22 protein-coding genes are annotated in these 22,319 nt (G+C 71.3%); 12 read left to right on the top strand and 10 right to left on the bottom strand.

Annotated features, from left to right (window positions below):
• The first annotated feature begins 26 nt into the window (after positions 1-26).
• The 5 genes from atpA to ACQUSR_RS09720 all read left to right on the top strand — a co-directional run bounded on the left by atpA (position 27) and on the right by ACQUSR_RS09720 (position 5,035).
• Entirely contained in the window at positions 27-1,598 is a 1,572-nt protein-coding gene (gene atpA, locus ACQUSR_RS09740; protein ID WP_431042163.1) for a F0F1 ATP synthase subunit alpha, read from the top strand.
• A gap of 2 nt (positions 1,599-1,600) precedes the next feature.
• Positions 1,601-2,518 carry a F0F1 ATP synthase subunit gamma gene (locus tag ACQUSR_RS09735; protein ID WP_431042162.1) on the top strand — a complete coding sequence of 306 codons (918 nt, stop codon included), beginning with the start codon at positions 1,601-1,603 and terminating at the stop codon, positions 2,516-2,518.
• The gene (atpD, locus tag ACQUSR_RS09730) at positions 2,518-3,960 is read left to right on the top strand and encodes a F0F1 ATP synthase subunit beta (RefSeq protein WP_431042161.1); all 1,443 of its coding nucleotides are present in this window, start codon (positions 2,518-2,520) and stop codon (positions 3,958-3,960) included. Before ACQUSR_RS09735 ends, atpD begins: the two co-directional genes overlap by 1 nt.
• Positions 3,961-4,089: 129 nt before the next feature.
• A complete protein-coding gene (locus ACQUSR_RS09725) occupies positions 4,090-4,467 on the top strand; it encodes a F0F1 ATP synthase subunit epsilon (protein WP_431042160.1) in 378 nt (125 codons plus the stop codon).
• Positions 4,468-4,585: 118 nt separating this feature from the next.
• Positions 4,586-5,035, top strand: a complete 450-nt coding sequence (locus ACQUSR_RS09720; RefSeq protein WP_431047473.1) for a DUF2550 domain-containing protein — start codon at positions 4,586-4,588, stop codon at positions 5,033-5,035.
• A gap of 83 nt (positions 5,036-5,118) precedes the next feature.
• Here ACQUSR_RS09720 and ACQUSR_RS09715 read toward each other — a convergent pair whose 3' ends face one another.
• The 3 genes from ACQUSR_RS09715 to ACQUSR_RS09705 form a co-directional block, all read right to left on the bottom strand.
• Positions 5,119-6,732 (bottom strand): glycosyl hydrolase family 18 protein, encoded by a 1,614-nt coding sequence (locus ACQUSR_RS09715; RefSeq protein ID WP_431042159.1) that lies wholly within the window; start codon positions 6,730-6,732, stop codon positions 5,119-5,121.
• 143 nt (positions 6,733-6,875) lie between these two features.
• A complete protein-coding gene (locus ACQUSR_RS09710) occupies positions 6,876-7,526 on the bottom strand; it encodes a response regulator (protein WP_431042158.1) in 651 nt (216 codons plus the stop codon).
• Positions 7,523-8,728 (bottom strand): sensor histidine kinase, encoded by a 1,206-nt coding sequence (locus ACQUSR_RS09705; RefSeq protein WP_431042157.1) that lies wholly within the window; start codon positions 8,726-8,728, stop codon positions 7,523-7,525. The genes ACQUSR_RS09710 and ACQUSR_RS09705 overlap by 4 nt, the downstream gene beginning before the upstream one ends.
• Before the next feature lie 162 nt (positions 8,729-8,890).
• Here ACQUSR_RS09705 and ACQUSR_RS09700 point away from each other — a divergent pair, with 162 nt between their 5' ends.
• Positions 8,891-9,490: a hypothetical protein gene (locus ACQUSR_RS09700; protein WP_431042156.1), complete on the top strand. Its 600-nt coding sequence runs from the start codon at positions 8,891-8,893 to the stop codon at positions 9,488-9,490.
• A 1-nt stretch (position 9,491) separates the two neighbouring features.
• Here ACQUSR_RS09700 and ACQUSR_RS09695 read toward each other — a convergent pair whose 3' ends face one another.
• The 3 genes from ACQUSR_RS09695 to ACQUSR_RS09685 form a co-directional block, all read right to left on the bottom strand.
• On the bottom strand, positions 9,492-10,064 hold the full coding sequence (locus tag ACQUSR_RS09695) for a cob(I)yrinic acid a,c-diamide adenosyltransferase (protein ID WP_431042155.1): 573 nt from the start codon (positions 10,062-10,064) through the stop codon (positions 9,492-9,494).
• 62 nt (positions 10,065-10,126) lie between these two features.
• On the bottom strand, positions 10,127-10,882 hold the full coding sequence (locus ACQUSR_RS09690) for an ABC transporter permease (protein ID WP_431042154.1): 756 nt from the start codon (positions 10,880-10,882) through the stop codon (positions 10,127-10,129).
• 57 nt (positions 10,883-10,939) lie between these two features.
• Positions 10,940-11,731: an ABC transporter ATP-binding protein gene (locus tag ACQUSR_RS09685; RefSeq protein WP_431042153.1), complete on the bottom strand. Its 792-nt coding sequence runs from the start codon at positions 11,729-11,731 to the stop codon at positions 10,940-10,942.
• A gap of 79 nt (positions 11,732-11,810) precedes the next feature.
• Between ACQUSR_RS09685 and ACQUSR_RS09680 the strand changes: the two genes are divergently transcribed.
• The 4 genes from ACQUSR_RS09680 (at position 11,811) to ACQUSR_RS09665 (ending at position 16,891) form a co-directional block, all read left to right on the top strand.
• Positions 11,811-12,470 (top strand): TetR/AcrR family transcriptional regulator, encoded by a 660-nt coding sequence (locus tag ACQUSR_RS09680; protein ID WP_431042152.1) that lies wholly within the window; start codon positions 11,811-11,813, stop codon positions 12,468-12,470.
• A 78-nt stretch (positions 12,471-12,548) separates the two neighbouring features.
• Positions 12,549-13,397 (top strand): 3-hydroxyacyl-CoA dehydrogenase family protein, encoded by an 849-nt coding sequence (locus ACQUSR_RS09675; protein WP_431042151.1) that lies wholly within the window; start codon positions 12,549-12,551, stop codon positions 13,395-13,397.
• A 295-nt stretch (positions 13,398-13,692) separates the two neighbouring features.
• Positions 13,693-14,016 carry an STAS domain-containing protein gene (locus tag ACQUSR_RS09670; protein WP_431042150.1) on the top strand — a complete coding sequence of 108 codons (324 nt, stop codon included), beginning with the start codon at positions 13,693-13,695 and terminating at the stop codon, positions 14,014-14,016.
• A 376-nt stretch (positions 14,017-14,392) separates the two neighbouring features.
• Positions 14,393-16,891, top strand: coding sequence for an ATP-binding protein (locus tag ACQUSR_RS09665; RefSeq protein WP_431042149.1), 2,499 nt, complete (start codon positions 14,393-14,395; stop codon positions 16,889-16,891).
• Between the two features lie 111 nt (positions 16,892-17,002).
• Here the strand turns inward: ACQUSR_RS09665 and nucS are convergent, their stop codons facing one another.
• Positions 17,003-17,665: an endonuclease NucS gene (gene nucS, locus ACQUSR_RS09660; protein ID WP_304463992.1), complete on the bottom strand. Its 663-nt coding sequence runs from the start codon at positions 17,663-17,665 to the stop codon at positions 17,003-17,005.
• A gap of 213 nt (positions 17,666-17,878) precedes the next feature.
• Here nucS and ACQUSR_RS09655 point away from each other — a divergent pair, with 213 nt between their 5' ends.
• A complete protein-coding gene (locus ACQUSR_RS09655; RefSeq protein ID WP_431042148.1) occupies positions 17,879-18,271 on the top strand; it encodes an SCO5389 family protein in 393 nt (130 codons plus the stop codon).
• A gap of 101 nt (positions 18,272-18,372) precedes the next feature.
• Here the strand turns inward: ACQUSR_RS09655 and ACQUSR_RS09650 are convergent, their stop codons facing one another.
• Entirely contained in the window at positions 18,373-19,407 is a 1,035-nt protein-coding gene (locus ACQUSR_RS09650; RefSeq protein ID WP_431042147.1) for an LLM class flavin-dependent oxidoreductase, read from the bottom strand.
• Between the two features lie 206 nt (positions 19,408-19,613).
• On the opposite strand from ACQUSR_RS09650, the gene ACQUSR_RS09645 reads away from it, so the two are divergent.
• Entirely contained in the window at positions 19,614-19,937 is a 324-nt protein-coding gene (locus ACQUSR_RS09645) for an ATP/GTP-binding protein (protein WP_431042146.1), read from the top strand.
• A gap of 51 nt (positions 19,938-19,988) precedes the next feature.
• Here the strand turns inward: ACQUSR_RS09645 and ACQUSR_RS09640 are convergent, their stop codons facing one another.
• Together ACQUSR_RS09640 and ACQUSR_RS09635 are read right to left on the bottom strand one after the other, a co-directional pair.
• Positions 19,989-21,035 carry an ABC transporter permease subunit gene (locus ACQUSR_RS09640; RefSeq protein ID WP_431042145.1) on the bottom strand — a complete coding sequence of 349 codons (1,047 nt, stop codon included), beginning with the start codon at positions 21,033-21,035 and terminating at the stop codon, positions 19,989-19,991.
• Positions 21,032-22,306, bottom strand: a complete 1,275-nt coding sequence (locus ACQUSR_RS09635) for an ATP-binding cassette domain-containing protein (RefSeq protein ID WP_431042144.1) — start codon at positions 22,304-22,306, stop codon at positions 21,032-21,034. The genes ACQUSR_RS09640 and ACQUSR_RS09635 overlap by 4 nt, the downstream gene beginning before the upstream one ends.
• Between the last annotated feature and the right edge of the window lie 13 nt (positions 22,307-22,319).

Below are 22,319 nucleotides of genomic sequence, written 5' to 3'. Positions count from 1 at the left end.
CCCAACAAGGAGAGCAGGGAACCCAGATGGCGGAGCTCACGATCCGGCCGGAGGAGATCCGGGACGCGCTGGAGAACTTTGTCCAGTCGTACAAGCCGGACGCGGCCTCGCGCGAGGAGGTCGGTACGGTCAGCGTTGCCGGCGACGGCATCGCGAAGGTCGAGGGTCTTCCCTCGGCCATGGCGAACGAACTGCTGAAGTTCGAAGACGGAACGCTCGGCCTCGCCCTCAACCTCGAGGAGCGCGAGATCGGTGCGATCGTCCTCGGCGAGTTCAGCGGCATCGAGGAGGGCCAGCCGGTGCAGCGCACCGGAGAGGTCCTCTCCGTCGCCGTCGGCGAGGGCTACCTGGGTCGCGTCGTCGACCCGCTCGGCAACCCGATCGACGGCCTCGGCGAGATCGAGACCGAGGGTCGCCGCGCGCTGGAGCTGCAGGCACCGGGCGTTATGGCCCGTAAGTCCGTGCACGAGCCGATGGAGACCGGCCTCAAGGCCGTCGACTCGATGACCCCGATCGGCCGCGGCCAGCGTCAGCTGATCATCGGTGACCGCCAGACCGGCAAGACCGCCCTGGCGATCGACACGATCATCAACCAGCGCGACAACTGGCGCACCGGCGACCCGGAGAAGCAGGTCCGCTGCATCTACGTCGCCATCGGCCAGAAGGGCTCCACCATCGCGGGCGTGCGCGCCTCGCTGGAGGAGGCCGGCGCCCTGGAGTACACGACGATCGTCGCCGCCCCGGCGTCCGACCCGGCCGGCTTCAAGTACCTCGCCCCCTACACCGGCTCGGCCATCGGCCAGCACTGGATGTACCAGGGCAAGCACGTGCTGATCGTCTTCGACGACCTGTCGAAGCAGGCCGACGCCTACCGCGCCGTCTCCCTGCTGCTGCGCCGCCCGCCGGGCCGTGAGGCCTACCCGGGTGACGTCTTCTACCTGCACTCCCGCCTGCTGGAGCGCTGCGCGAAGCTCTCCGACGAGATGGGCAAGGGCTCGATGACCGGTCTGCCGATCGTCGAGACCAAGGCGAACGACGTCTCGGCGTTCATCCCGACCAACGTCATCTCCATCACCGACGGCCAGTGCTTCCTGGAGTCGGACCTGTTCAACGCGGGCCAGCGCCCGGCGCTGAACGTCGGTATCTCCGTCTCCCGTGTCGGTGGCTCCGCCCAGCACAAGGCCATGCGCCAGGTCTCCGGCCGACTCCGCGTGGACCTCGCCCAGTACCGCGAGCTGGAGGCGTTCGCCGCCTTCGGTTCCGACCTGGACGCGGCCTCCAAGTCGGCGCTGGAGCGCGGTAAGCGCATGGTCGAGCTGCTGAAGCAGGGCCAGTACGCCCCGTACGCCACCGAGGACCAGGTCGTCTCCATCTGGGCCGGCACCACCGGCCGGATGGACGACGTTCCGGTCGAGGACATCCGCCGCTTCGAGCGCGAGCTGCTGGACTACCTGCACCGGGAGCACCAGGGCCTGATGACCTCGATCCGCGAGGGCGCCAAGATGTCGGACGACACGCTCCAGGCGATCGGTGACGCCATCGCCTCGTTCAAGCAGCAGTTCGAGACCTCGGACGGCAAGCTGCTGGGTGAGGGCTGAGCATGGGCGCCCAGCTTCGGGTTTACAAGCGCCGTATCAAGTCCGTCACCGCGACCAAGAAGATCACCAAGGCGATGGAGATGATCGCCGCCTCGCGCATCGTCAAGGCGCAGCGCCAGGTGGCGGCCTCCAAGCCGTACGCGACTGAGCTCACCCGCGCGGTGACCGCGGTGGCGACCGGTTCCAATACGAAGCACCCGCTGACCACCGAGGTGGACAGCCCGGCCCGCGCCGCGGTGCTGCTCATCACGAGCGACCGCGGTCTGGCCGGCGGCTACTCCTCCAACGCCATCAAGGCGGCGGAGCGGCTCACCGAGCGGCTCACCGGCGAGGGCAAGGAGGTCGACACGTACATCGTCGGCCGCAAGGGTGTCTCGTACTACGGCTTCCGCGGCCGCAAGGTCGCGGACTCGTGGACCGGCTTCACCGACAGCCCGACGTACGCGGACGCCAAGAGGGTCGCGGGACCGCTCATCGAGTCCGTGGTCAAGGAGACCGCCGAGGGCGGCGTCGACGAGCTGCACATCGTCTTCACCGAGTTCGTCTCGATGATGACGCAGACGCCGGTCGACAACCGGCTGCTGCCGCTGTCCCTCGCCGCTGACTCGGCGGAGCCGGTCGGCAAGAGCGAGCTCCTGCCGCTGTTCGACTTCGAGCCGTCGGCGGAGGACGTCCTCGACGCCCTGCTGCCCCGGTACGTCGAGAGCCGTATCTACAACGCCCTGCTGCAGTCGGCCGCCTCCGAGCACGCCGCCCGCCGCCGGGCGATGAAGTCGGCGACCGACAACGCCGAAGAACTCATCAAGTCGCTCACGCGGCTTGCCAACGCGGCCCGCCAGGCCGACATCACCCAGGAAATCAGCGAGATCGTCGGTGGCGCGAGCGCCCTGGCCGACGCGACCGCGGGGAGTGACAAGTAATGACGACCACTGTTGAGACGGCCGCCGCCACGGGCCGCGTCGCCCGGGTCATCGGCCCGGTCGTCGACGTGGAGTTCCCCGTCGACGCGATGCCGGAGATCTACAACGCACTGCACGTCCAGGTCGCCGACCCGGCCGAGGACGGCGCGCTGAAGACCCTGACCCTCGAGGTCGCCCAGCACCTGGGTGAGGGTGTGGTCCGCGCCATCTCCATGCAGCCGACCGACGGCCTGGTCCGCCAGGCGCCGGTCACCGACACCGGCAAGGGCATCACCGTGCCGGTCGGTGACTTCACCAAGGGCAAGGTGTTCAACACCCTCGGTGAGGTGCTGAACGTTCCCGAGGAGAACGGCAAGGAGTCCGAGCGCTGGACGATCCACCGCAAGGCCCCCGACTTCGACCAGCTCGAGTCCAAGACCGAGATGTTCGAGACCGGCCTGAAGGTCGTCGACCTTCTCACCCCGTACGTCAAGGGTGGAAAGATCGGTCTGTTCGGTGGCGCGGGTGTGGGCAAGACCGTCCTCATCCAGGAAATGATCATGCGTGTGGCCAAGCTGCACGAGGGCGTTTCCGTGTTCGCCGGCGTCGGTGAGCGCACCCGTGAGGGCAACGACCTCATCCAGGAGATGGAGGAGTCCGGCGTTCTCGACAAGACCGCGCTGGTCTTCGGCCAGATGGACGAGCCCCCGGGCACCCGTCTGCGCGTCGCCCTGGCCGGTCTGACCATGGCGGAGTACTTCCGCGATGTGCAGAAGCAGGACGTGCTGTTCTTCATCGACAACATCTTCCGCTTCACCCAGGCCGGTTCCGAGGTGTCCACCCTGCTCGGCCGCATGCCGTCCGCGGTGGGTTACCAGCCGAACCTGGCGGACGAGATGGGCCTCCTCCAGGAGCGCATCACCTCGACCCGTGGTCACTCGATCACCTCGATGCAGGCGATCTACGTCCCCGCGGACGACCTGACCGACCCGGCCCCGGCGACCACCTTCGCGCACCTGGACGCCACCACCGTGCTGTCGCGTCCGATCTCGGAGAAGGGCATCTACCCGGCGGTGGACCCGCTGGACTCGACGTCCCGCATCCTGGACCCGCGCTACATCACGCAGGAGCACTACGAGGCCGCCTCGCGCGTCAAGGGGATCCTGCAGAAGTACAAGGACCTCCAGGACATCATCGCCATTCTCGGTATCGACGAGCTCGGCGAAGAGGACAAGCTGGTCGTGCACCGCGCCCGTCGTGTGGAGCGCTTCCTGTCGCAGAACACCCACGCGGCGAAGCAGTTCACCGGCGTCGACGGCTCGGACGTTCCGCTGGACGAGTCCATCGCCGCGTTCAACGCGATCTGCGACGGTGAGTACGACCACTTCCCCGAGCAGGCCTTCTTCATGTGTGGTGGTCTTGAGGACCTGAAGAAGAACGCCAAGGAGCTGGGCGTCTCCTGAGCCTCGCAGCTCTGGGAGAGGGGCGGCTCGGCCCCGTCAGCGGGGCCCGTCCCCGCCCCTCTCCGTACGCCCGTTATTCTTTGACAGAACACCTGCCATACCCGGCAGGTGGAGACCCGAGGAGCCACGTTGGCTGCTGAGCTGCACGTCGAGCTGGTCGCGGCGGACCGGAGTGTCTGGTCCGGCGAGGCCACCTTGGTCATCGCGCGCACCACATCGGGTGACATCGGCGTCATGCCCGGCCACCAGCCGCTGCTCGGTGTGCTGGAGTCCGGCCCGGTGACCATCCGTACGAGCGACGGCGGCACGGTCGTCGCCGCGGTGCACGGTGGCTTCATCTCGTTCGCGGACGACAAGCTCTCGCTGCTCGCCGAGATCGCGGAGCTGTCCGACGAGATCGATGTCGAGCGCGCGGAGCGGGCATTGGAGCGTGCGAAGGGCGAGGCAGACGCCGCCGCCGAGCGCCGCGCCGAGGTCCGGCTCCGTGCGGTGGCGGTCGTGCACTGAGCCCGTCACGGACAGTACAGATCCTCAGCCGCGGATCGCGCTGGAATTCTCCAGGGTGGTCCGCGGCTGAGGCAGTGCAGGTGCGGTTTTTCCGGATGACGCGAGGAGGTCGGTGAAGATGGTCCTCGCCCTGCTCGTGAGCGGCGTGGTCGTCACGCTGGTTCTGGTGGGACTCTTCGTCTTCGGTCTGCGTCGGCGGCTGATCCAGCGGTCCGGCGGGACGTTCGACTGCAGTCTGCGGTGGAACGCGCCGGAGGACGGGGTCGAGCCCAGCGGCAAGGGCTGGGTGTACGGCGTGGCGCGCTACAGCGGTGACCGGATCGAGTGGTTCCGGGTCTTCTCCTACGCGCCCCGGCCGCGCCGGGTCCTGGAGCGTGCCTCCATCGAGGTGCTGGAGCGCCGCACCCCCCAGGGCGAGGAGGAGCTGGCCCTGCTCTCCGACGCCGTGGTGCTGGCCTGCCTGCACAGCGGTACGCGCCTGGAGCTGGCGATGAGTGAGGACGCGCTGACCGGGTTCCTGGCCTGGCTGGAGGCGGCGCCGCCCGGCCAGAGAGTCAATGTGGCGTGAGCAGCCTGCAGAAACGTTGAGAGGCCGGGGAGGCGGGGGCGACACCGCCTCCCCGGCCGGTTCATGGCCGGGCCGCCGAACGGCTAGCGCAGTCCGCTGTCGATCGCCGCGGCCAGCTCACCATTGCCGGTGTCGCCGCTGAACTCCCAGAAGAACGCGCCGCCGAGGCCCTGCTGCTTCACGTATTCCATCTTTTTGGCGATGGTGGCCGGGGTGTCGTAGCTCCACCACTGGGTGCCGCAGTGGGCGTACGCCGTTCCTGCGACCTCCCCGTTGGCCGGGCATCTGCCCTTGAGCTGCTTGTAGTCCTCGATGCCCTGTTCGTACGTGCCGGGCGCGGGGCCGGTGGCCGTGCCGCCGGGCTCCTTCTGGGTGACCCCGGTCCAGCCGCGTCCGTAGAACCCGATGCCCAGGTTCAGCTTGGCCGACGGTACGCCCTTGCCCTTGAGTTTCCGCACAGCGGCGTCGGAGTCGAAGCCCTCCTGGGGGATGCCGCTGTAGGAGGTGAGCGGCGAGTGCGGGGCGGTGGGGCCCTGCGCCGCCCAGGCGCCGAAGAAGTCGTACGTCATGACGTTGTAGAAGTCGACGTACGTGGCGGCTCCGGCGTAGTCGGCGGCGTCGATCTTGCCGCCGTTCGAGGCGTCGGCGGTGATGGCCGCGGTGACCAGTTGCTTCCCGAACTTGGCGCGCATCGCCTGCATCATGTTCCGGAAGGCCGCCGGGCCGCTGGTGTCGCAGGACAGGCCGCAGGCGTTGGGGTACTCCCAGTCCAGGTCGATGCCGTCGAAGAGGCCGGCCCAGCGCGGGTCGTTGACCAGGTCGTAACACGACTGGGCGAACGCGGCCGGGTTCTGTACGGCCTGGCCGAAGCCGCCGGACCACGTCCAGCCGCCGAAGGACCACAGGATCTTGAGGTGCGGGTACTTCGCCTTCAGCTTCTTGAGCTGGTTGAAGTTGCCGCGCACCGGCTGGTCCCAGGTGTCGGCGACGCCGTCGACGCTCTGGTCGGCGGTGTACGCCTTGTCGTAGGCCGCGTAGGAGTCACCGATGGCGCACTTGCCGCCCTGCACGTTGCCGAACGAGTAGTTGATGTGCGTGATCTTGGCGGCCGTTCCGGAGGTGACCAGGTTCTTCACGTGGTAGTTGCGGCCGTAGACGCCCCACTCGGTGAAGTAGCCGAGCTTGACCATGGCGCTGGGGTCCGGGCCCGGCCCGGGATCCGGATCGCCGGGGTCGGGGTCGCCGGGGTCGCCCGGGTCCGTACCGCCGTCGCAGGAGCCGCCGTTGAACGTGCAGCCGGTGGGGCTGCCGCCGCCGGTGCCGTTGAAGCCGAAGGTCACGGAGGCTCCGGGGGCGAGGGAGCCGTTCCAGCTCTTGTTCCTGGCGGTCCAGTGGTTTCCGGCGCGGGTGACGTCGGCGTTCCAGGCGGACGTCACGGTGGTGCCGGAGGGGAAGTCCCACTCGACGGTCCAACTGCTCAGCGTCGTGGTGCCGGTGTTCTTCACCGTCCACTTGCCTTCGAAGCCGCTGCCCCAGTCGGAGGCCTTGGCGTACGTGGCGGTCGCGGACTCGGCCGCGTGGGAGGGGGCCGCCGATGCCAGGCCGAGGAGCCCGGCGAGGGGGAGGACGAGTGCGGCCAGAGCCGCGGTGGCTCTGTGCCGCGCGGGCTTGGTGCGTAGGGAGGTTCCAGATCTCACGGATGCTCCTCGTACGGGGGAAGGGGAGGTACGGGGGAACCTGCGCCGCCCGGTGAGCGTGGTGCCGTGGGGAGCTCACCGCAGTGAGGGGAGCGTAGAAAGGTCTGGACCAACGGTCAAGAGGTCTGGACCACTTGATCAGCTCAGACGCCCAACTCCTGGGCCAGCACCGCGGCCTGCACCCTGCTGCGCAGCTCCAACTTGGCGAGCAGCCTGCTGACATGCGTCTTGACCGTGGCCTCCGCCATCGACAGCCGCTCGCCGATCTCCGCGTTGGACAGCCCCTGCCCCAGGCAGCCGAGGACCTCCCGCTCCCGGCGGGTGAGTGCCTCCAGGACGGCGGGGTCGGGCGCGCCGGGGGTGCGCACGGCCCGCGGGCGGGCGAACTCGGCGATCAGCCGCCGGGTCACGGCCGGGGCGATCAGGCCCTCGCCGCGCGCCACCGTCCGTACCGCGTCGACCAGTTCATCGGCCTCGCAATCCTTGAGCAGGAACCCGGCGGCGCCCGCCCGCAGCGCCCCGAAGACGTACTCGTCCAGGTCGAAGGTGGTCAGCACCAGGACGTCGGCCAGCCCTTCGTCGACCACCTGGCGGGTGGCCGAGACCCCGTCCAGGCGCGGCATCTGGACGTCCATCAGCACCAGGTCGGGCCGCAGCTCGCGGGCCAGTCGCACCGCCTCCTCGCCGTCGGCGGCCTCGCCCACCACCGCCACGCCCTCGGCCGAGCGCAGGATCAGTACCAGTCCGGCACGGACCGCGGTCTGGTCCTCGGCGACGAGTACCCGGATCGTCATGGGTGGTTGCTCCCTTCGTCGACGGGCAGCACGGCCCGCACCTGCCAGATCTCGCCGTCCGGCCCGGCGGCCGGTCCGGCCTCGAACTCCCCGTGCAGCAGCGCCACCCGCTCCCGCATGCCGATCAGCCCGGCGCCCGACCCCGGTGCCCGAGGGTCGGGACGGTCCCCCAGCGGGTTGGTCACCCGCACCCGCAGCGGACCGCCGTCGCGGGACAGCTCCACCACCGCCTCGCCGGGCGCGGCGTGCTTGAGCGCGTTGGTCAGCGATTCCTGGACGATGCGGTACGCGGCCAGCTCCACCGGCGCGGGCAGCTTCCCGGATCCCGGCGGCCGCGTGTCGTCCAGCCGGAACCGCAGCCCGCTGGCCGCCCCGTTGGTACGGGCCTGCCGCAGCAGCGCGTCCAGCGCGTCGAGGGTGGGCGCGGCGGCGGGCTCCGCTTCGGCGCCCGCGTCCCGCAGCAGCCCGATGAGGCGCCGCATCTCTGCCAGGCCCTGCACGCTGTTCTCCCGGATGACGCCGAGTGCCTGCTGGGAGGCGGCCGGGTCCTTGATGGACAGGGCCGCGGTGGAGTGGATGGCGATGGCCGAGAGGTGGTTGGCGACCATGTCGTGCAGCTCGCGCGCCATGCGGGCGCGCTCGGCCGTCACCGCCTGGACGCGGTCCATCTCGGCGAGCAGCGCGGTCTGTTCGGCGCGCAGCCGCGCGGCCTCGGCCGCCTCCCGGTGGTTGCGGATGATCGCACCGGTCCAGGCGGGCGTGACGGTGAGCACGGCGGCGCCGACGCCGATCAGCAGCGCCTCGGGCTCCCGCATCAGCGCCAGCGGGACGACGGTGGCCAGTGCCGTGAACAGCTCGGTGGCCCGGGGCAGTAGACGGGCCGCGGCGGGCGGCCCGTACAGCACGGCCGCGTACACCAGATCCGTGAACATCGCGATGTTGGCGATGAGGGAGCCGGCGCACAGATCGAGCGCCAAGGCCGCCGTCCCGATCGCCAGGCCCGTGCACGGAGCCGTATGCCGCAGCAGCTCGCAGCCGGACATCACGGCCAGCGAGACCAGGAGCAGCCACCCGGGCAGCCCCGGCAGGCCGCCCCCCGCGTTGGTCAGCCCGAGGCCGTACAGCACCAGTCCGCCGAGCAGCCCGGCGGCGCAGATCAACACGTCGTCGCGGTGCGGACGGCGGGCGGCGGGTGGCGGCATGGGTCCATCACAGCACGTGGGGCGAGGTGCCGGCGTCCGCTCACGGGCGGGCGGGGCGCCGGGCGCAGTACATCGAAGGATGCAGTCCGGGTTCGTCAGTGGCGACGACGCGACGGGGGTGGTGCGTGCGGGACGGTGGCGGGGAGGGAGAGGAGAACCGCTGTGATCGTCACGCTGGTCATCATCTGTGAGGTCGGCTTCTGGGTGCTGCTGGCCGCCGGGCTGGCGCTGCGCTACCTGGCCAGGATGCCGAAGGCGGGCGCCGCCGTGCTCCTGTGCGAGCCGCTGCTGGAGCTGGTGCTGCTCGTGGCGACCGCGATCGATCTGAAGAACGGCGCGGAGCCCGACTGGAAGCACGGGATCGCCGCGGTCTACATCGGCTTCTCGGTGGCCCTGGGCCACCGCACCATCAAGTGGGTCGACGCCCGCTTCGCCCATCGCTTCGCGGGCGGTCCGCCGCCGGCGCGGAAGCCGAAGTACGGCACCGCGCGCACGGTGCACGAGTGGAAGGAAGCGTCCCTGTGGATCCTGGCGGCGTGCATCGCGATCGGCCTGTTGCAGGGGGCGATCTGGTACGTGGGCGACGAGGGGGACATCGGGTCGCTGCGGGAGTGGCAGCACAGGATGCTCTTCGTCATCGGCATCAACGTGATCATCGCACTGAGCTACACGCTCTGGCCGAAGAAGGAGCGGGGGAGCGGCGAGAAGGCGGTATCCGGGACCGACGCGGGGGAGCTGTCCCGGACACCGGCCGAGCGCTGAGTCAGCGGTTCTCGCCCGGGACCCAGAGGACGTCCCCCAGCTCCTTGTTGGCCGTGCGCGCGAGGATGAACAGCAGGTCCGACAGCCGGTTGAGGTACGTCGCGGTGAGGGGGTTCATGACGTCCTCGTACTCGGCGAGCGCCGCCCACGTGGAGCGCTCGGCGCGCCGCACCACCGTGCACGCCTGGTGCAGCAGCGCCGCCCCGGGCGTGCCGCCGGGGAGGATGAAGCTGCGCAGCTTCTCCAGGTCGGCCAGGAACCGGTCGCAGTCGGCCTCCAGCTTGTCGATGTAGCTCTGCTCGACGCGCAGCGGCGGGTACTTGGGGTTCTCCACGACCGGCGTCGACAGGTCCGCGCCGACGTCGAACAGGTCGTTCTGCACGCGGACCAGGACCTTGGTGACCTCGGCCGGCAGGGAGCCGAGGGCGATGGCCACCCCGATCGTGGCGTTCGCCTCGTTCGCGTCGGCGTACGCGGAGATCCGCAGGTCGGTCTTGGCGGTGCGGCTCATGTCACCGAGGGCGGTGGTGCCCTTGTCCCCGGTACGCGTATAGATGCGGGTGAGATTGACCATGCTCCGAGCCTACGCGCCGGTGGCCCGCCGGGGCCGCCCGCGTACCGCCGTGCGCCGGGCCGCTATGCCCCCGCCTTCCGGAACAGCCGGGTGCCGATCGTCACGGAGACCAGGGCCAGCGCGGCGGCGACCAGGGCGGCGAGCGCGACCTTCCCGTCCCCGTAGTCGCCGACGAAGGCCGCCCGTACGCCGTCGACGAGGTAGCGGAACGGCACGAAGTGGGAGACGGCGTCCAGCCAGTCCGGCGCGAGCGCCATGGGCAGCAGGATCCCGGAGAGCAGCATCGCGGGCAGGTTGACGGCGTTGATGACGGGGGCGAACTCCTGCGGGGTGCTGACGCGCATGGCCAGCGCGTACGACAGCGAGGCCAGTGAGATGGTCAGCGCGCCGACGAAGAGGAAGCCGAGGAACACGCCGAACAGCGGGGCGCGCAGCCCCATCGCGACGGCGACGAGCACCAGCAGCAGCGACTGGACGAAGAGGGCGACGACGTCCTTCAGCACCCGCCCCATCAGCAGGGCCAGCCGGCTGACGGGTGTGACCCGCATCCGTTCGATGACGCCCCACTGCTTCTCGATGAGGATGCCGAAGCCCGCGAAGGCGGCGGAGAACAGGCCGAGCTGGATGAGCAGACCGGGCACGAGTGTCTGCCAGGAGTCGCCGCACCCGCCGAGCGGCACGTCCTTCAGCAGCGGGCCGAAGAAGACGAGGAAGAGCAGGGGTTGCAGCAGTCCGAAGACGAGGCCGAGTTTGGAGCGCAGCGTCTGGCGGCCGTAGCGGCCGAAGACCAGAAGGGTGTCGGAGGCGACGTGGGCCATCGGTGGTGACTCCTGTGCGGTACGGGCCGGTGGGCGGCGGGCGGGTCAGCGGGCGGGTCAGACGGCGACGGGGGCGGCGTCCCGTGGCGCGGCGCGGCGCCCGGTGATCGCGATGAAGGTGTCCTGGAGGCTGACCTGGGGTGAGCCGCCGTACTCCGTCTTCAGCCGCTCGGGGGTGCCTTCGGCGATGACCCGGCCGCCGTCGACCACGACGAGCCGGTCGGCGAGCGCGTCCGCCTCGTCGAGGTAGTGGGTGGTCAGGAAGACGGTCATGCCCTGCTCGGCGCGGAGCCGGCGGATCAGCTCCCACAGGTCGGCGCGGCTGCCCGGGTCCAGCCCGGTCGTCGGCTCGTCCAGGAAGAGGATCTCGGGCCGGTGGGTGAGGCCCATGGCGATGTCCAGGCGGCGGCGCTGACCGCCGGACAGGGCGGCGCACTTGCGGTCCAGCAGGTCGGTCAGGTCCAGGTCGGCGGCGAGTTCCAAGGCGCGGGCGGCGGCCCGCGCCTTGGTCAGCCGGTACAGGCGGCCCTGGGTGACCAGCTCCTCCCGTACGGAGACGTCGGGGGCGACGCCGCCGGACTGGGCGACGTATCCGATCTTCATGCGCACCCCGGCGGGGTCGCGGGCCAGGTCGTGCCCGGCGACGGTCGCGCTGCCGCCGGTGGGGGCGAGCAGCGTGGTGAGCATCCGCAATGTGGTGGTCTTGCCCGCTCCGTTGGGGCCGAGGAAGCCGAGGATCTCGCCGCGCTCGACGGTCAGGTCGATCCCGCGGACCGCTTCGACGGGGCCGCGCTTGGTCTGGAAGGTCCGGGCGAGCCCGGAGGTGGTGATGCAGGGCTGGTTCGGCATGCGGCCAGAAAAACATAGCCACTGAAAATTTGCAATGACTCCAAAGATTGAGTGACTCCAATGCGGATAGCATGGAGGCATGACCGGCACGGCGCGCGCAGCAGAAGAGGGGCTCAGGGAGCGGAAGAAGCGGCAGACCAGGCAGCACATCTCGGACATCGCCACGGGGCTGTTCCTGGAGCGCGGCTTCGAGGCCGTGACCATCGCCGAGATCGCCGAGGCGGCGGAGGTCTCCGTCAATACGGTCTACAACTACTTCCCCGCCAAGGAAGACCTGTTCTTCGACCGCCAGGAGGAGAAGGTCCAGCACCTCTCGCGTGTCATCGAGGCGCGCGAGGTGGGCGAGTCCGCCGCCCGTGCGGTCCTGCGCGACCTCCGCGGCAGCCTTGAGGAGGGGACCAGCGACGGGCTGCGGCCGGAGTTCAGGCGCTTCATGCGGGTCATCCGCGAGTCGGCTGCCCTGACGGCCCGGGTGACCGTCATTCACGAGCTCATCTGCCACGAGGTGGACGCCACCCTCCGGCGGGAGACCGGCGCCGGTCCGGACGATCCGCTGCCCAGGCTCGTGGCCAGCCAGCTGTCCTGGGTCGCGTCCGTCGTCCACAGCAGCGTGATTCGGCTCATCGCGGCCGGCCGCGATCCCGAGGACGTGGCCCGGGAGGTCCTCGGCAGACTCGACCTCGTGGAGGCGATGCTGGGCGAGCTCACTCTCAACTATGCGGTGAAGAACACACCGTGACGCGCCTTACTTCCTGATGCGGCCGGGGGTGAACGGACGTTAAGGTCCGGCCAATAGCGTCGAGGAGAGGTGTGTGTCGTGGCGAAGAAGCTCGCCGTCATCGGAGCCGGACTGATGGGGTCCGGCATCGCGCAGGTCTCGGCCCAGGCCGGGTACGACGTGGTCCTGCGCGACGTCACGGACGAGGCCCTCGCCCGGGGCATCGGCGGCATCGAGGCGTCGTACGAGAAGTTCGTCTCCAAGGGCAAGCTGGCCGCCGACGCCGCCGAGCAGGCCCTCGCCAGGATCACCACCACCACCGACCTGGACGCGGCCGTCGACGCGGACATCGTCGTCGAGGCCGTCTTCGAGAAGATCGAGGTCAAGCAGGAGATCTTCCGCACCCTCGACGGCCTGGTGAAGGACGAGACCGTCCTCGCGTCCAACACCTCCGCCATCCCGATCACCAAGATCGCGGCGGCCACGCAGCGCCCGGAGCGGGTCGTCGGCACCCACTTCTTCTCGCCCGTGCCGATGATGCAGCTGTGCGAGCTGGTGCGCGGCTACAAGACCAGCGACGAGACGCTCGCCGCGGCCCGCGCGTTCGCCGAGGGCGTCGGCAAGACCTGCATCGTGGTCAACCGCGATGTCGCGGGCTTCGTCACCACCCGGCTGATCTCGGCGCTCGTCGTGGAGGCGGCCAAGCTCTACGAGTCGGGCGTCGCCAGCGCCGAGGACATCGACGTCGCGTGCAAGCTGGGCTTCGGCCACGCCATGGGGCCGCTGGCCACCACCGACCTCACCGGCGTGGACATCCTGCTGCACGCCACGGGCAACATCTACACCGAGACCCAGGACGAGAAGTTCGCGCCGCCGGAGATCATGCGCCGGATGGTCGACGCGGGTGACATCGGACGCAAGAGCGGGCAGGGCTTCTACCAGTACTGATATCCCCCGTTTGGGGGATATCCCGGGCGGGTGGGACCCCGCCCCCGCGGCCTGATCCCCGCTGCTCCAGCCGACCGGTCACCGTTGCGGTGGAGGGCCCGGAATCCCCGGAAGCCCCCTGTTCCAGCGGGCGGCGCCCTCATCTGATGAAGCATCAGATGGGGGCGCCTCACCCTCACGGGTGAATTCGGTATCGGTTCGCTTACAGGCGGCAACTTTGCCGTGTGAGAGGCAGTCAGTTCTGTAGACACATAGGCGCACCAACGACCGCGTCGCAGCACATCAGGGAGCGCATATGTACATCAGGGGCGACCACGCCGAGCTGGTCGTCGGGGGCCGCCTCGACGTCCGAAGCGCGGCGGACGCCCGTACGGTCCTGCACCGCGCCGTCGACTCCGGCCGCGGCGACCTGGTGCTCGACCTCTCCGCACTGGACTCGTGGGACGCCACCGGGCTCGGCGTCATCATGGGGGCGCATCGCCGGGCCGGACGAGCGGGCCGCAGGCTCGTCCTGCGCGGGGTGCCGCCCCAGATGCAGCGCCTGCTCGTGGCCACAAGGCTGCACCGCATCCTCGCGATCGAAGGCGGCCTGGAGGCGGAGTCCCTGCCGCGCGCCTGACCGGGTACCCGTCGACGTATGACCGAGGACTCGTCCAAGAGGTGACCGGGACCGTCCCGCAGATATGACCGGGGACTCGTCCGGGTATGACCTGGGACCCGTCCGGCAGATACGACTGCGACTCGTCCGGGTATGACCGGCGACCCGCTCGCGCATGACCGCGGACTCTCCGAAGAGCGGCGGGGCGCCGCCACAGCGGCCCCGGTCGCTGGATAACCTGAGACGGTCTGGGGTTCGGTTCTCCGCCGCATACCCAATGCCCTCGGCGGGCACCGGACCCGGAAACGGTCGGAGGGATACCCTCTTGCACCGGCCCCGGGGGGTGCCGACGGGCCGGGGAGGCAGACAGCACGCCACGCATCTGGGGGCTTGAACCATGGAGCCGACGAATATGGGACCGGACGAGCACGGGCACGACGACCCGGGCCGCGCAGACGACGACGGCGGCCCCGCGCCGCTGCCGCCCCGGGACCTGTCGCCGCCACCCGGCGTCGCCAGAACCGCACGGATCGTCAGCGGCGACCACGTCCTGACGGTCAACCCCGTCGACGGCAGCGAGATAGAGCCCTGCGCTCCCGGGGAACGCCCCGAGCCGCCCGGCCGCCGCGGCGCCCGGGAGCGGGCCGAGCACAGACGCGCCGCCACCCCGCCGCCGCTGCCCTCGGGCACCCCCGGCGCCCCCGGCCCCGACACGCCGATGCTGGAGCGGAACGAGGAGCGCGTACGCCTGGGCCGGCTGCTCTCCCGAGGCCGCTCGGTACGCGTCACCGGGCCCTCCGGAGCCGGCCGCACCGCCCTGCTGGACGCCGTCGCCGCCGACTGCGACGACCTGGCACCCGACGGCGTCGTACGGCTCTGCGGCCGCCACCGCACCCCCACCGACCTGCTGTACGAGCTCTACGCCACGGTCCACGACGCCCCCACCTACCGGCCGGACCGGGACGGGCTGCTGGCCGCCGTCGCCGAGATCGGCGCGGTCGTGGTCCTGGACGACATCGAATTCGGCGGCACGGCGCTGGACGAGTTCCTCGACGCCACCCCCGAGTGCGCCTTCCTGATCTCCGCCACCCCCGACGTCGCCGCCCCGTCCGCCGACTCCCACCTGGAGGAGGTCTTCCTCGGCGGCCTCAGCCGCACCGCCTGCCTGGAACTGCTGGAGCGGGCCGCGCAGCGGCCGCTGACGGAGGACGAGGCGAACTGGGCCGCCGACCTGTGGTTCGAGTCCGAGGGGCTGCCGCTGCGCTTCGTCCAGGCCGGTGCCCTGCTGCGGTTGGGAGCATCCGCCGGCGCCGGAAACCCCCGCGGCGGCCTGCCCTCCCTGGCCGACGGCGCCGCCCCCGCCGTGCTGCTCGCCTCCCGGCTCAGCGAGGCGGCGCGCGACACCCTGCGGCTCGCGATCGCGATCGGTGGCGAGGTCCCGGCCCAGGCGCACCTGCCCGCCCTGTCCGGCGACACCCACGCCGACGCGGCCATCGCCGAACTCGCCGCGTGCGGCCTGATCACCTCCGCCGGTCCCGGCTACCGGCTCGCGGCCGGAGTGGCGGCGCGGCTCAGCGACGCCGGACACGCCGACAGGGCCCCCGCACACGCGCAGCGCCTCGCCCAGCACTACGCCTGGTGGACCGGGCACCCCTCGGTCACCCCCGACCGGGTCGCCCGGGAGTCCGACGCGATCCTCGCCACCCTCACCGCCCTCATGGCCGGGCAGGAGGCCGGGCACTCCAGCGCCGCCGTGCTGCTGGCCCGTACGGCGGCGCCCGCGCTGGCCACCGCGCTGCACTGGAGCGCCTGGGAGCGCACCCTGCGGCACGGCCAGGCGGCCGCGCGGCTGGCGGGCGAGGTCGCCGAACAGGCCTACTTCCACCACGAACTGGGCGTGCTCGCCCTGTGCACCGGCAACCTGGACCGGGCGCGGGCCGAACTGGAGGCGTCCATCGGGCTGCGCGGCGTACTCGCCGACAAACGCGGCGCGGTCGCGGGCCGCCGGGCCCTCGCGCTGGTGGCCGACCGCACGGCCCGCCCGGCGCCGCCGGCCCCCGCGGGCGTACCCGGTGACGCGCCCACCGAAGAACTGCCGCCGATGCCTCCCGCCCCCGCCCCCGCCCCCGCGTACCCGGCGTCCGCGAAGGAGACCACGGCCGCCACCGAGCCGCTCGGCGCCGTGCCCGCCCCGGCACCCGGCACCGCTCCGGCACTCGGCACCACCCCGTCGTCCGCGGCGGCCGCCGCGGGCGGCGGCGCGCCCGGCGGCACCGGGAAGCGCGGCCGCGGCCTGCCACTGGCCGCGGCGCTGGGCGGCGCCCGGCGCAACATGGTCGCGGCCGGAGCGGGCGCCCTGCTGGTGGCCGTCCTCGGCACGGTCGTCACCCTCGGCGCCACCTCGGACGACGACGAGTCGCCCTCGAACACGACCCGGCCGGACAGCACGACCTCCCAGCCGGACGACGCGAACAACTCGGGGCTGCCCGAGGAGACCACGCCCCCCGGCACCACCGGCGGCCCCCGCCCGGGCACGAGCGGCAACCCGACGACGCCGGCGTCCCCCGGGGCGACCGGCAGCGCCGGAACCAGCGGTGCGCCGACCACCGGCGCTCCGTCGACGAGCGGAGACCCGTCCTCCCCGAGCACGACCCGCCCGCCGTCGTCGTCCCGGCCGCCGTCCACCACGAAGCCCCCGACCACGACGAAGCCCCCGACCACCACCAAGCCTCCGACGACGACCAAGCCGCCGACGACGAAACCGCCGACGACGTCACCGACGGAGCCGACACCCACCAACACCGCCACGTCCGCGCCCACGAACGGCGCCTCGACGACAGCCAGCGGGGCCCCCTCGGCCTCCGCCACCACGGCGGACTCAGGCTCCCCGGCCTGACCGCCACCGCACGCGAAACGCCGGACGGGCTCGTGTCCACGAGCCCGTCCGGCGTTCAACTGGCGACCGGGGTCCGCAGCGCCCCGAAGGACGCCGCCTCCGGACGGCGGCCTAGAAGAGCCGCAGTTTGTCGTCCTCGATGCCGCGCAGCGCGTTGTAGTCCAGCACCACGCACCCGATGCCGCGGTCCGTCGCCAGCACCCGCGCCTGCGGCTTGATCTCCTGCGCCGCGAAGACGCCCTTCACCGGCGCCAGGTGGGGATCGCGGTTCAGCAGCTCCAGATAGCGAGTGAGCTGCTCCACGCCGTCGATCTCGCCCCGCCGCTTGATCTCCACGGCGACCGTCGCCCCGTCCGCGTCCCGGCAGAGAATGTCCACGGGGCCAATGGCAGTGGCGTATTCCCGCCGAATAAGCGTCCAGCCGGCGCCGAGTGTCTCGATCCGATCGGCGAGCAGTTCCTGAAGGTGCGCTTCCACGCCGTCCTTGATCAGGCCCGGATCCACCCCGAGTTCATGCGAGGAGTCGTGCAGGACTTCCTCCATGGTGATGATGAGCTTCTCGCCCGCCTTGTTCACAACCGTCCACACAGAGCCGTCCCCCTCCTTGAGGGTGCACGGCGGGGACATCCAGTTCAGGGGTTTGTAGGCCCGGTCGTCCGCATGAATCGACACACTGCCGTCGGCCTTGACGAGGATGAGCCGGGGGGCCGAGGGGAGGTGGGCCGTGAGACGGCCCGCGTAGTCCACGGAGCAACGGGCGATGACGAGACGCATGGTCGGCAACGCTACTCGACGGCGGGCGGTGCACGCGATTCGTCCACCGATGGTGCTGTTCGACATTGGCTGGTTGTGTGTGCATTCTCCTGGTGTCGACGCTGTGGCCGAATTACCGTTGAAGCGGGCGGTCGTCGTACGGGCACGCTGCGTGAGTCGACCGCTCGCCCATCCCTGAGACCCTGGTCCCCGGGGTCGCGAGAGGAGAACCCAATGTCGCTGGACGTCTCACCGGCCCTCCTCGAACAGGCCGAGCGAGGCGAGGTCGACGAAGCGGCTTTCGTCGACTGCGTCCGGACCTCCCTGCCGTACGCGTGGGAGATGATCAGCTCTCTGGTGGCCCAGCTCAAGGTTGACGGCGGCGACTTCGCCGACAACCAGACGCCCCCGCCGGACGAGCGCGCGCGCGGTCAGCTGCTGCGGGCACTGGCGAGCGACGCGATCCGTGGTGCGCTGCAGCGGCACTTCGGAGTGCGGCTCGCGTTCCAGAACTGCCATCGGGTGGCGGTGTTCCCCTTGGACGCCTCGGCCGACGAGCGCCTGGCCCGGTTCACGTCCATACGAGGGCAGCTGCTCAACCAGTCACCCGAACTGCGCGACTGCTGACGTACCTTGGCTGCCGCTCCGGGGTGGGAGGTGCTTTTCAAAGCAGGAGCGGCAGCAACCCACGACAGCGCCACACCGCCTTCGGCGGTCGGCGGCGCGCGTCAGCCCAGCAGGGGCAGCACATCCTGCCCGAGCCGCTGGACGTTCTGCTCGGTGGTCGCCAGATCCCCCGAGCCCTCGACCAGCAGGGCGAACCGACGGATGCCGGTGCGCTCCGCGGTGGCCGCCAGCCGGTCCGCGCACAACCCCGGCGGCCCGACCGGGTGCAGCCCGCACAGCATCTCCGTGTACGCCTGGGGGTCACGCATCGCGCGGTGCCGGCCGTCGACGGTCGTATGCGCGGCCAGTCCCTGGCGCAACCAGCCCGGCATGGCCTTCGCCAGCGTCTCGGCGGCCTCGGCCCGGCTGTCCGCGATCTGCGCCACCCCGGCCGAGACATGCTCCGCCGTCGCCACCGCCTCGGTCGGGTGGCCCGCCGCCCGCGCGCACTCCCGCCACAAAGCGACCATGTCGGCCTTCTCCTCGTCCCCGCAGTGCATCCCCAGCAGCATCGGCAGCCCGCGCTCGGCCGCGAGCCGGACACTGCCGGGCGAGGTGCAGGCCACGACCACCGGAGGCCCGCAGACCTCCTGCCCCTCCAAAGGCTCGTCGGAGCGCGGCACGACCGGCACCTCGCGGAAGGCGAAGCGCTCCCCGTCCGCGCCCACGCGCGGCTCCCGCAACCAGCGCAGCAGCAGGTCCAGCGATTCCGGGAAGCCCTCCTCGTACGCCTTCAGACCCGTGCCGAAGACCTCCAGGTCCACCCACGGCCCGCCGCGCCCGACCCCCAGGGTGAAGCGGCCGCCGGAGGCGAGATGCAGCAGCGCCGCCTGCTCGCCCAGAGCGACGGGATGCGCGGTGGACAGCACGCTCACGGCCGTGCCGACCCCTATCCGCCGGGTACGTCCGAGCATCAGCGCGGCGAGGGTGGCGGCGGACGGGCACACTCCGTACGGAACGAAGTGGTGCTCGGCGAGCCAGACCGCGTCCAGCCCCGCCGCCTCCGCGACGTCGGCGGACCGGATCGCCCGGTGCAACGCCTCCGCCTGGCCCTGGCCCGGGAATTGAGCGGCCAGGATGAATGCCCCAACGCGCATGTCGCTCTCTGCCTCCTCTTACGGCTCGGCGCTCCGAACGCGCACCCCCTTACTGGCAACAACGCCTGACACGTGCCAAGGGCACGGCCTGGTACGGAAGTTTTCAGATGATCACAGAGGGCCTGTGGACATCGCGCTCCGGCCCTGTGACGAAGCCGCGTACGCTGGTCACAGTCCGTAGCCCAACAGCCCTTCCGAGGTGCCCCATGTCACCACGCCGGAACCGCCCGCAAGGCGGTGGAACAGCCCCCGCCCATGATCCCGGGCCCCGAGACCGCCACGGCCTGGAGCAGACCGAGACCTGGCAGGACGAGGAGTGGGTGGTGCGGCGCATCGCCGGCGGCGGCGCCGCCAAGCACTACCGCTGCCCCGGCTGCGACCAGGAGATCCCGCCCGGGAGACCGCATGTCGTCGCCTGGCGGCAGCACTCCGGGGCGGACGACCGGCGGCACTGGCACACGGCCTGCTGGAACGCGCGAGACCGCCGGAGCGCGCGGCTCCAGCGGTCTCGTAACGCGCCGAGATATTGAGCGGCGGGGGACCCGGCGGGCGTACCGGACCCGGGCCCCGGCCACGTGCGGTTATACGTCGCGCTTGTCCAGCAGCGCGTACGCGGCGACCAGAGCCGCCCCCGCCACGCCTGCCGTGATCAGCAGGGGCTCCCAGCCGGACGGACCGGAGTCCGTGATCTCGTTGCTGTACATCACGCCCAGCTGGCTGGGGACGGAGTACTCCAGCAGCGCCATCCGCAGGTCTTCCAGGCTCTCGCCCTGCATGAACATCGCCAGCACGAGCGGCAGCAGGACCACGCCGATCATGATGGTGATCGCGCCCGCGGAGTGCCGGATCAGCGAGCCGACGGCGAGCGAGAGCAGGCCGAGCGTCGCCACGTACAGGCCGATGCCGACCGTCGACTTGAACCAGTCCTCGCCGGTGGTCTCGGCGGCGCCGCTGAGATCGCCGAGCATCGAGTCGTCCATCATCGCGACCAGGGTGGTGCACACGGTCGTCACGACGAAGGTCAGCAGGAAGAAGACGATCGCCTTCGCGGTCAGGACGCGCGATCGGCTCGGGCAGGCCGTCAGCGTGGTGCGGATCATGCCGGTGCCGTACTCCGAGGAGATGGCCATCACGCCGAGCGTCATGACGGGGATCACGCCCAGCAGTACGCCGAAGAAGCCGAACATCAGCGGCGAGTTGCCGTCGAGGTCGGCGCCGTCGGACACGGAGGACGCCACGATCAGGCCGATGCCGACGATGAGGGCGATCGTCACGCCGAGTGTCCACATGGTCGAGCGGACCGACTTGATCTTGGTCCACTCGGAGGCGAGGGCGTGCCCGAGATGCGTCCGCTGGATCGGGATCGGCGAGACGTAGCCGGGAACGGCACCGCCGCCGTGGGCCTGGGCCTGCGCCGGGGCGGCCGCGGCGTACGCCTGCTGCTGGGCGGGGGCCTGGGCGGCAGCGGCATACGCGTGCTGCTGCTGCGGTGCCGGGGCCTGGACCTGCGGTGCCGCGCCGTGCGGCGGCGCCGGGTGCTGGTGCTGCGGTGGGGTCGGCGGCGGTCCGGCGGGCGCGGTCGGCGGCTGCGGGTGGCCGGGCGCCTGGGGCTGCTGCGGGGTGGTCATCGGGCGTCCTCGCTGTCGCGCTTGTTCAGATCGGCGGGGGCGGCGGGCGGAGCCGGCGGGGCGGACTGCGCCAGGGGAGCGGCGGGGGAGGGGGAGGGGGAGGGCCCCTGACCCGGCAGCACCGGCGCGCCCGCACCCGGCTGCGCCCCCGGCCCGTACGGCCCCGGCGCCGCGGCGTACGGGTTCGGCTGCTGGCCGGGCACCGGAGCGCCCGCGTGCGGCGGTGGCGGTGCCGTGAACGCCCCGGGCGGCAGCGGCGCCACCGCCGGCTGGCCTGCCGGCATCCCGAACGGCTGCCCCGGCATGCCCGGCATCCCGCCCGGCACCTGCTGCTGGAGACCGGCCCGCTGGTCCGCCGTGGAGCGGTAGTCCACCGCGCCCTGCGTCATCCGCATGTACGCCTCTTCCAGCGAGGCCTGATGCGGGGACAGCTCCCACAGCCGCACGTCCGCGCCGTGGGCCAGGTCGCTGATGCGCGGCAGCGGCAGACCGGTGACGCGCAGCGCGCCGTCCGTCTCCGGCAGCACCTGGCCGCCCGCCTCGCTCAGGACGGTCGTCAGCTTCTCGCGCTGCTGCTGCTCGCCGTCGGGCACCCGCACCCGCGCGAAGTCGGCGGAGTTGTACGAGATGAAGTCCCGGACGCTCATGTCGGCGAGCAGTTGGCCGCGGCCGATCACGATCAGGTGGTCGGCGGTGAGCGCCATCTCGCTCATCAGGTGGCTGGAGACGAAGACCGTACGGCCCTCGGCCGCCAGCTGCTTCATCAGGTTGCGGACCCAGAGGATGCCCTCGGGGTCGAGGCCGTTGACCGGCTCGTCGAACAGCAGCACCTGCGGGTCGCCGAGCAGCGCCGCGGCGATGCCCAGCCGCTGCCCCATACCGAGAGAGAAGCCCTTGGACCGCTTCCTGGCGACGTTCTGCAGGCCGACGACGCCGAGCACCTCGTCCACCCGGCGCTCGGGGATGCCGGACAGCTGGGCCAGGCACAGCAGGTGCTGGCGGGCGCTGCGGCCACCGTGCACGGCCTTCGCGTCCAGCAGCGCACCGACCTGGCGCGGCGCGTTCGGCAGCCGGCGGAACGGGTAGCCGCCGACGGTCACATGCCCCGCGGTCGGCTCGTCGAGCCCGAGGATCATGCGCATCGTCGTCGACTTGCCGGATCCGTTGGGGCCGAGGAAGCCGGTCACGGCACCCGGCCGGACCTGGAAGGACAGGTTGTATACGGCTGTCTTGGCGCCGTAGCGCTTCGTCAGGCCGACTGCCTCGATCATTCTCCGCCCTTCA

This window comes from Streptomyces sp. P1-3, assembly GCF_050613155.1.
Classification (GTDB): Bacteria; Actinomycetota; Actinomycetes; order Streptomycetales; family Streptomycetaceae; genus Streptomyces.
Note: the sequence above shows the minus strand (reverse complement) of the source record. Positions and strands in the feature narration are given on the sequence as shown.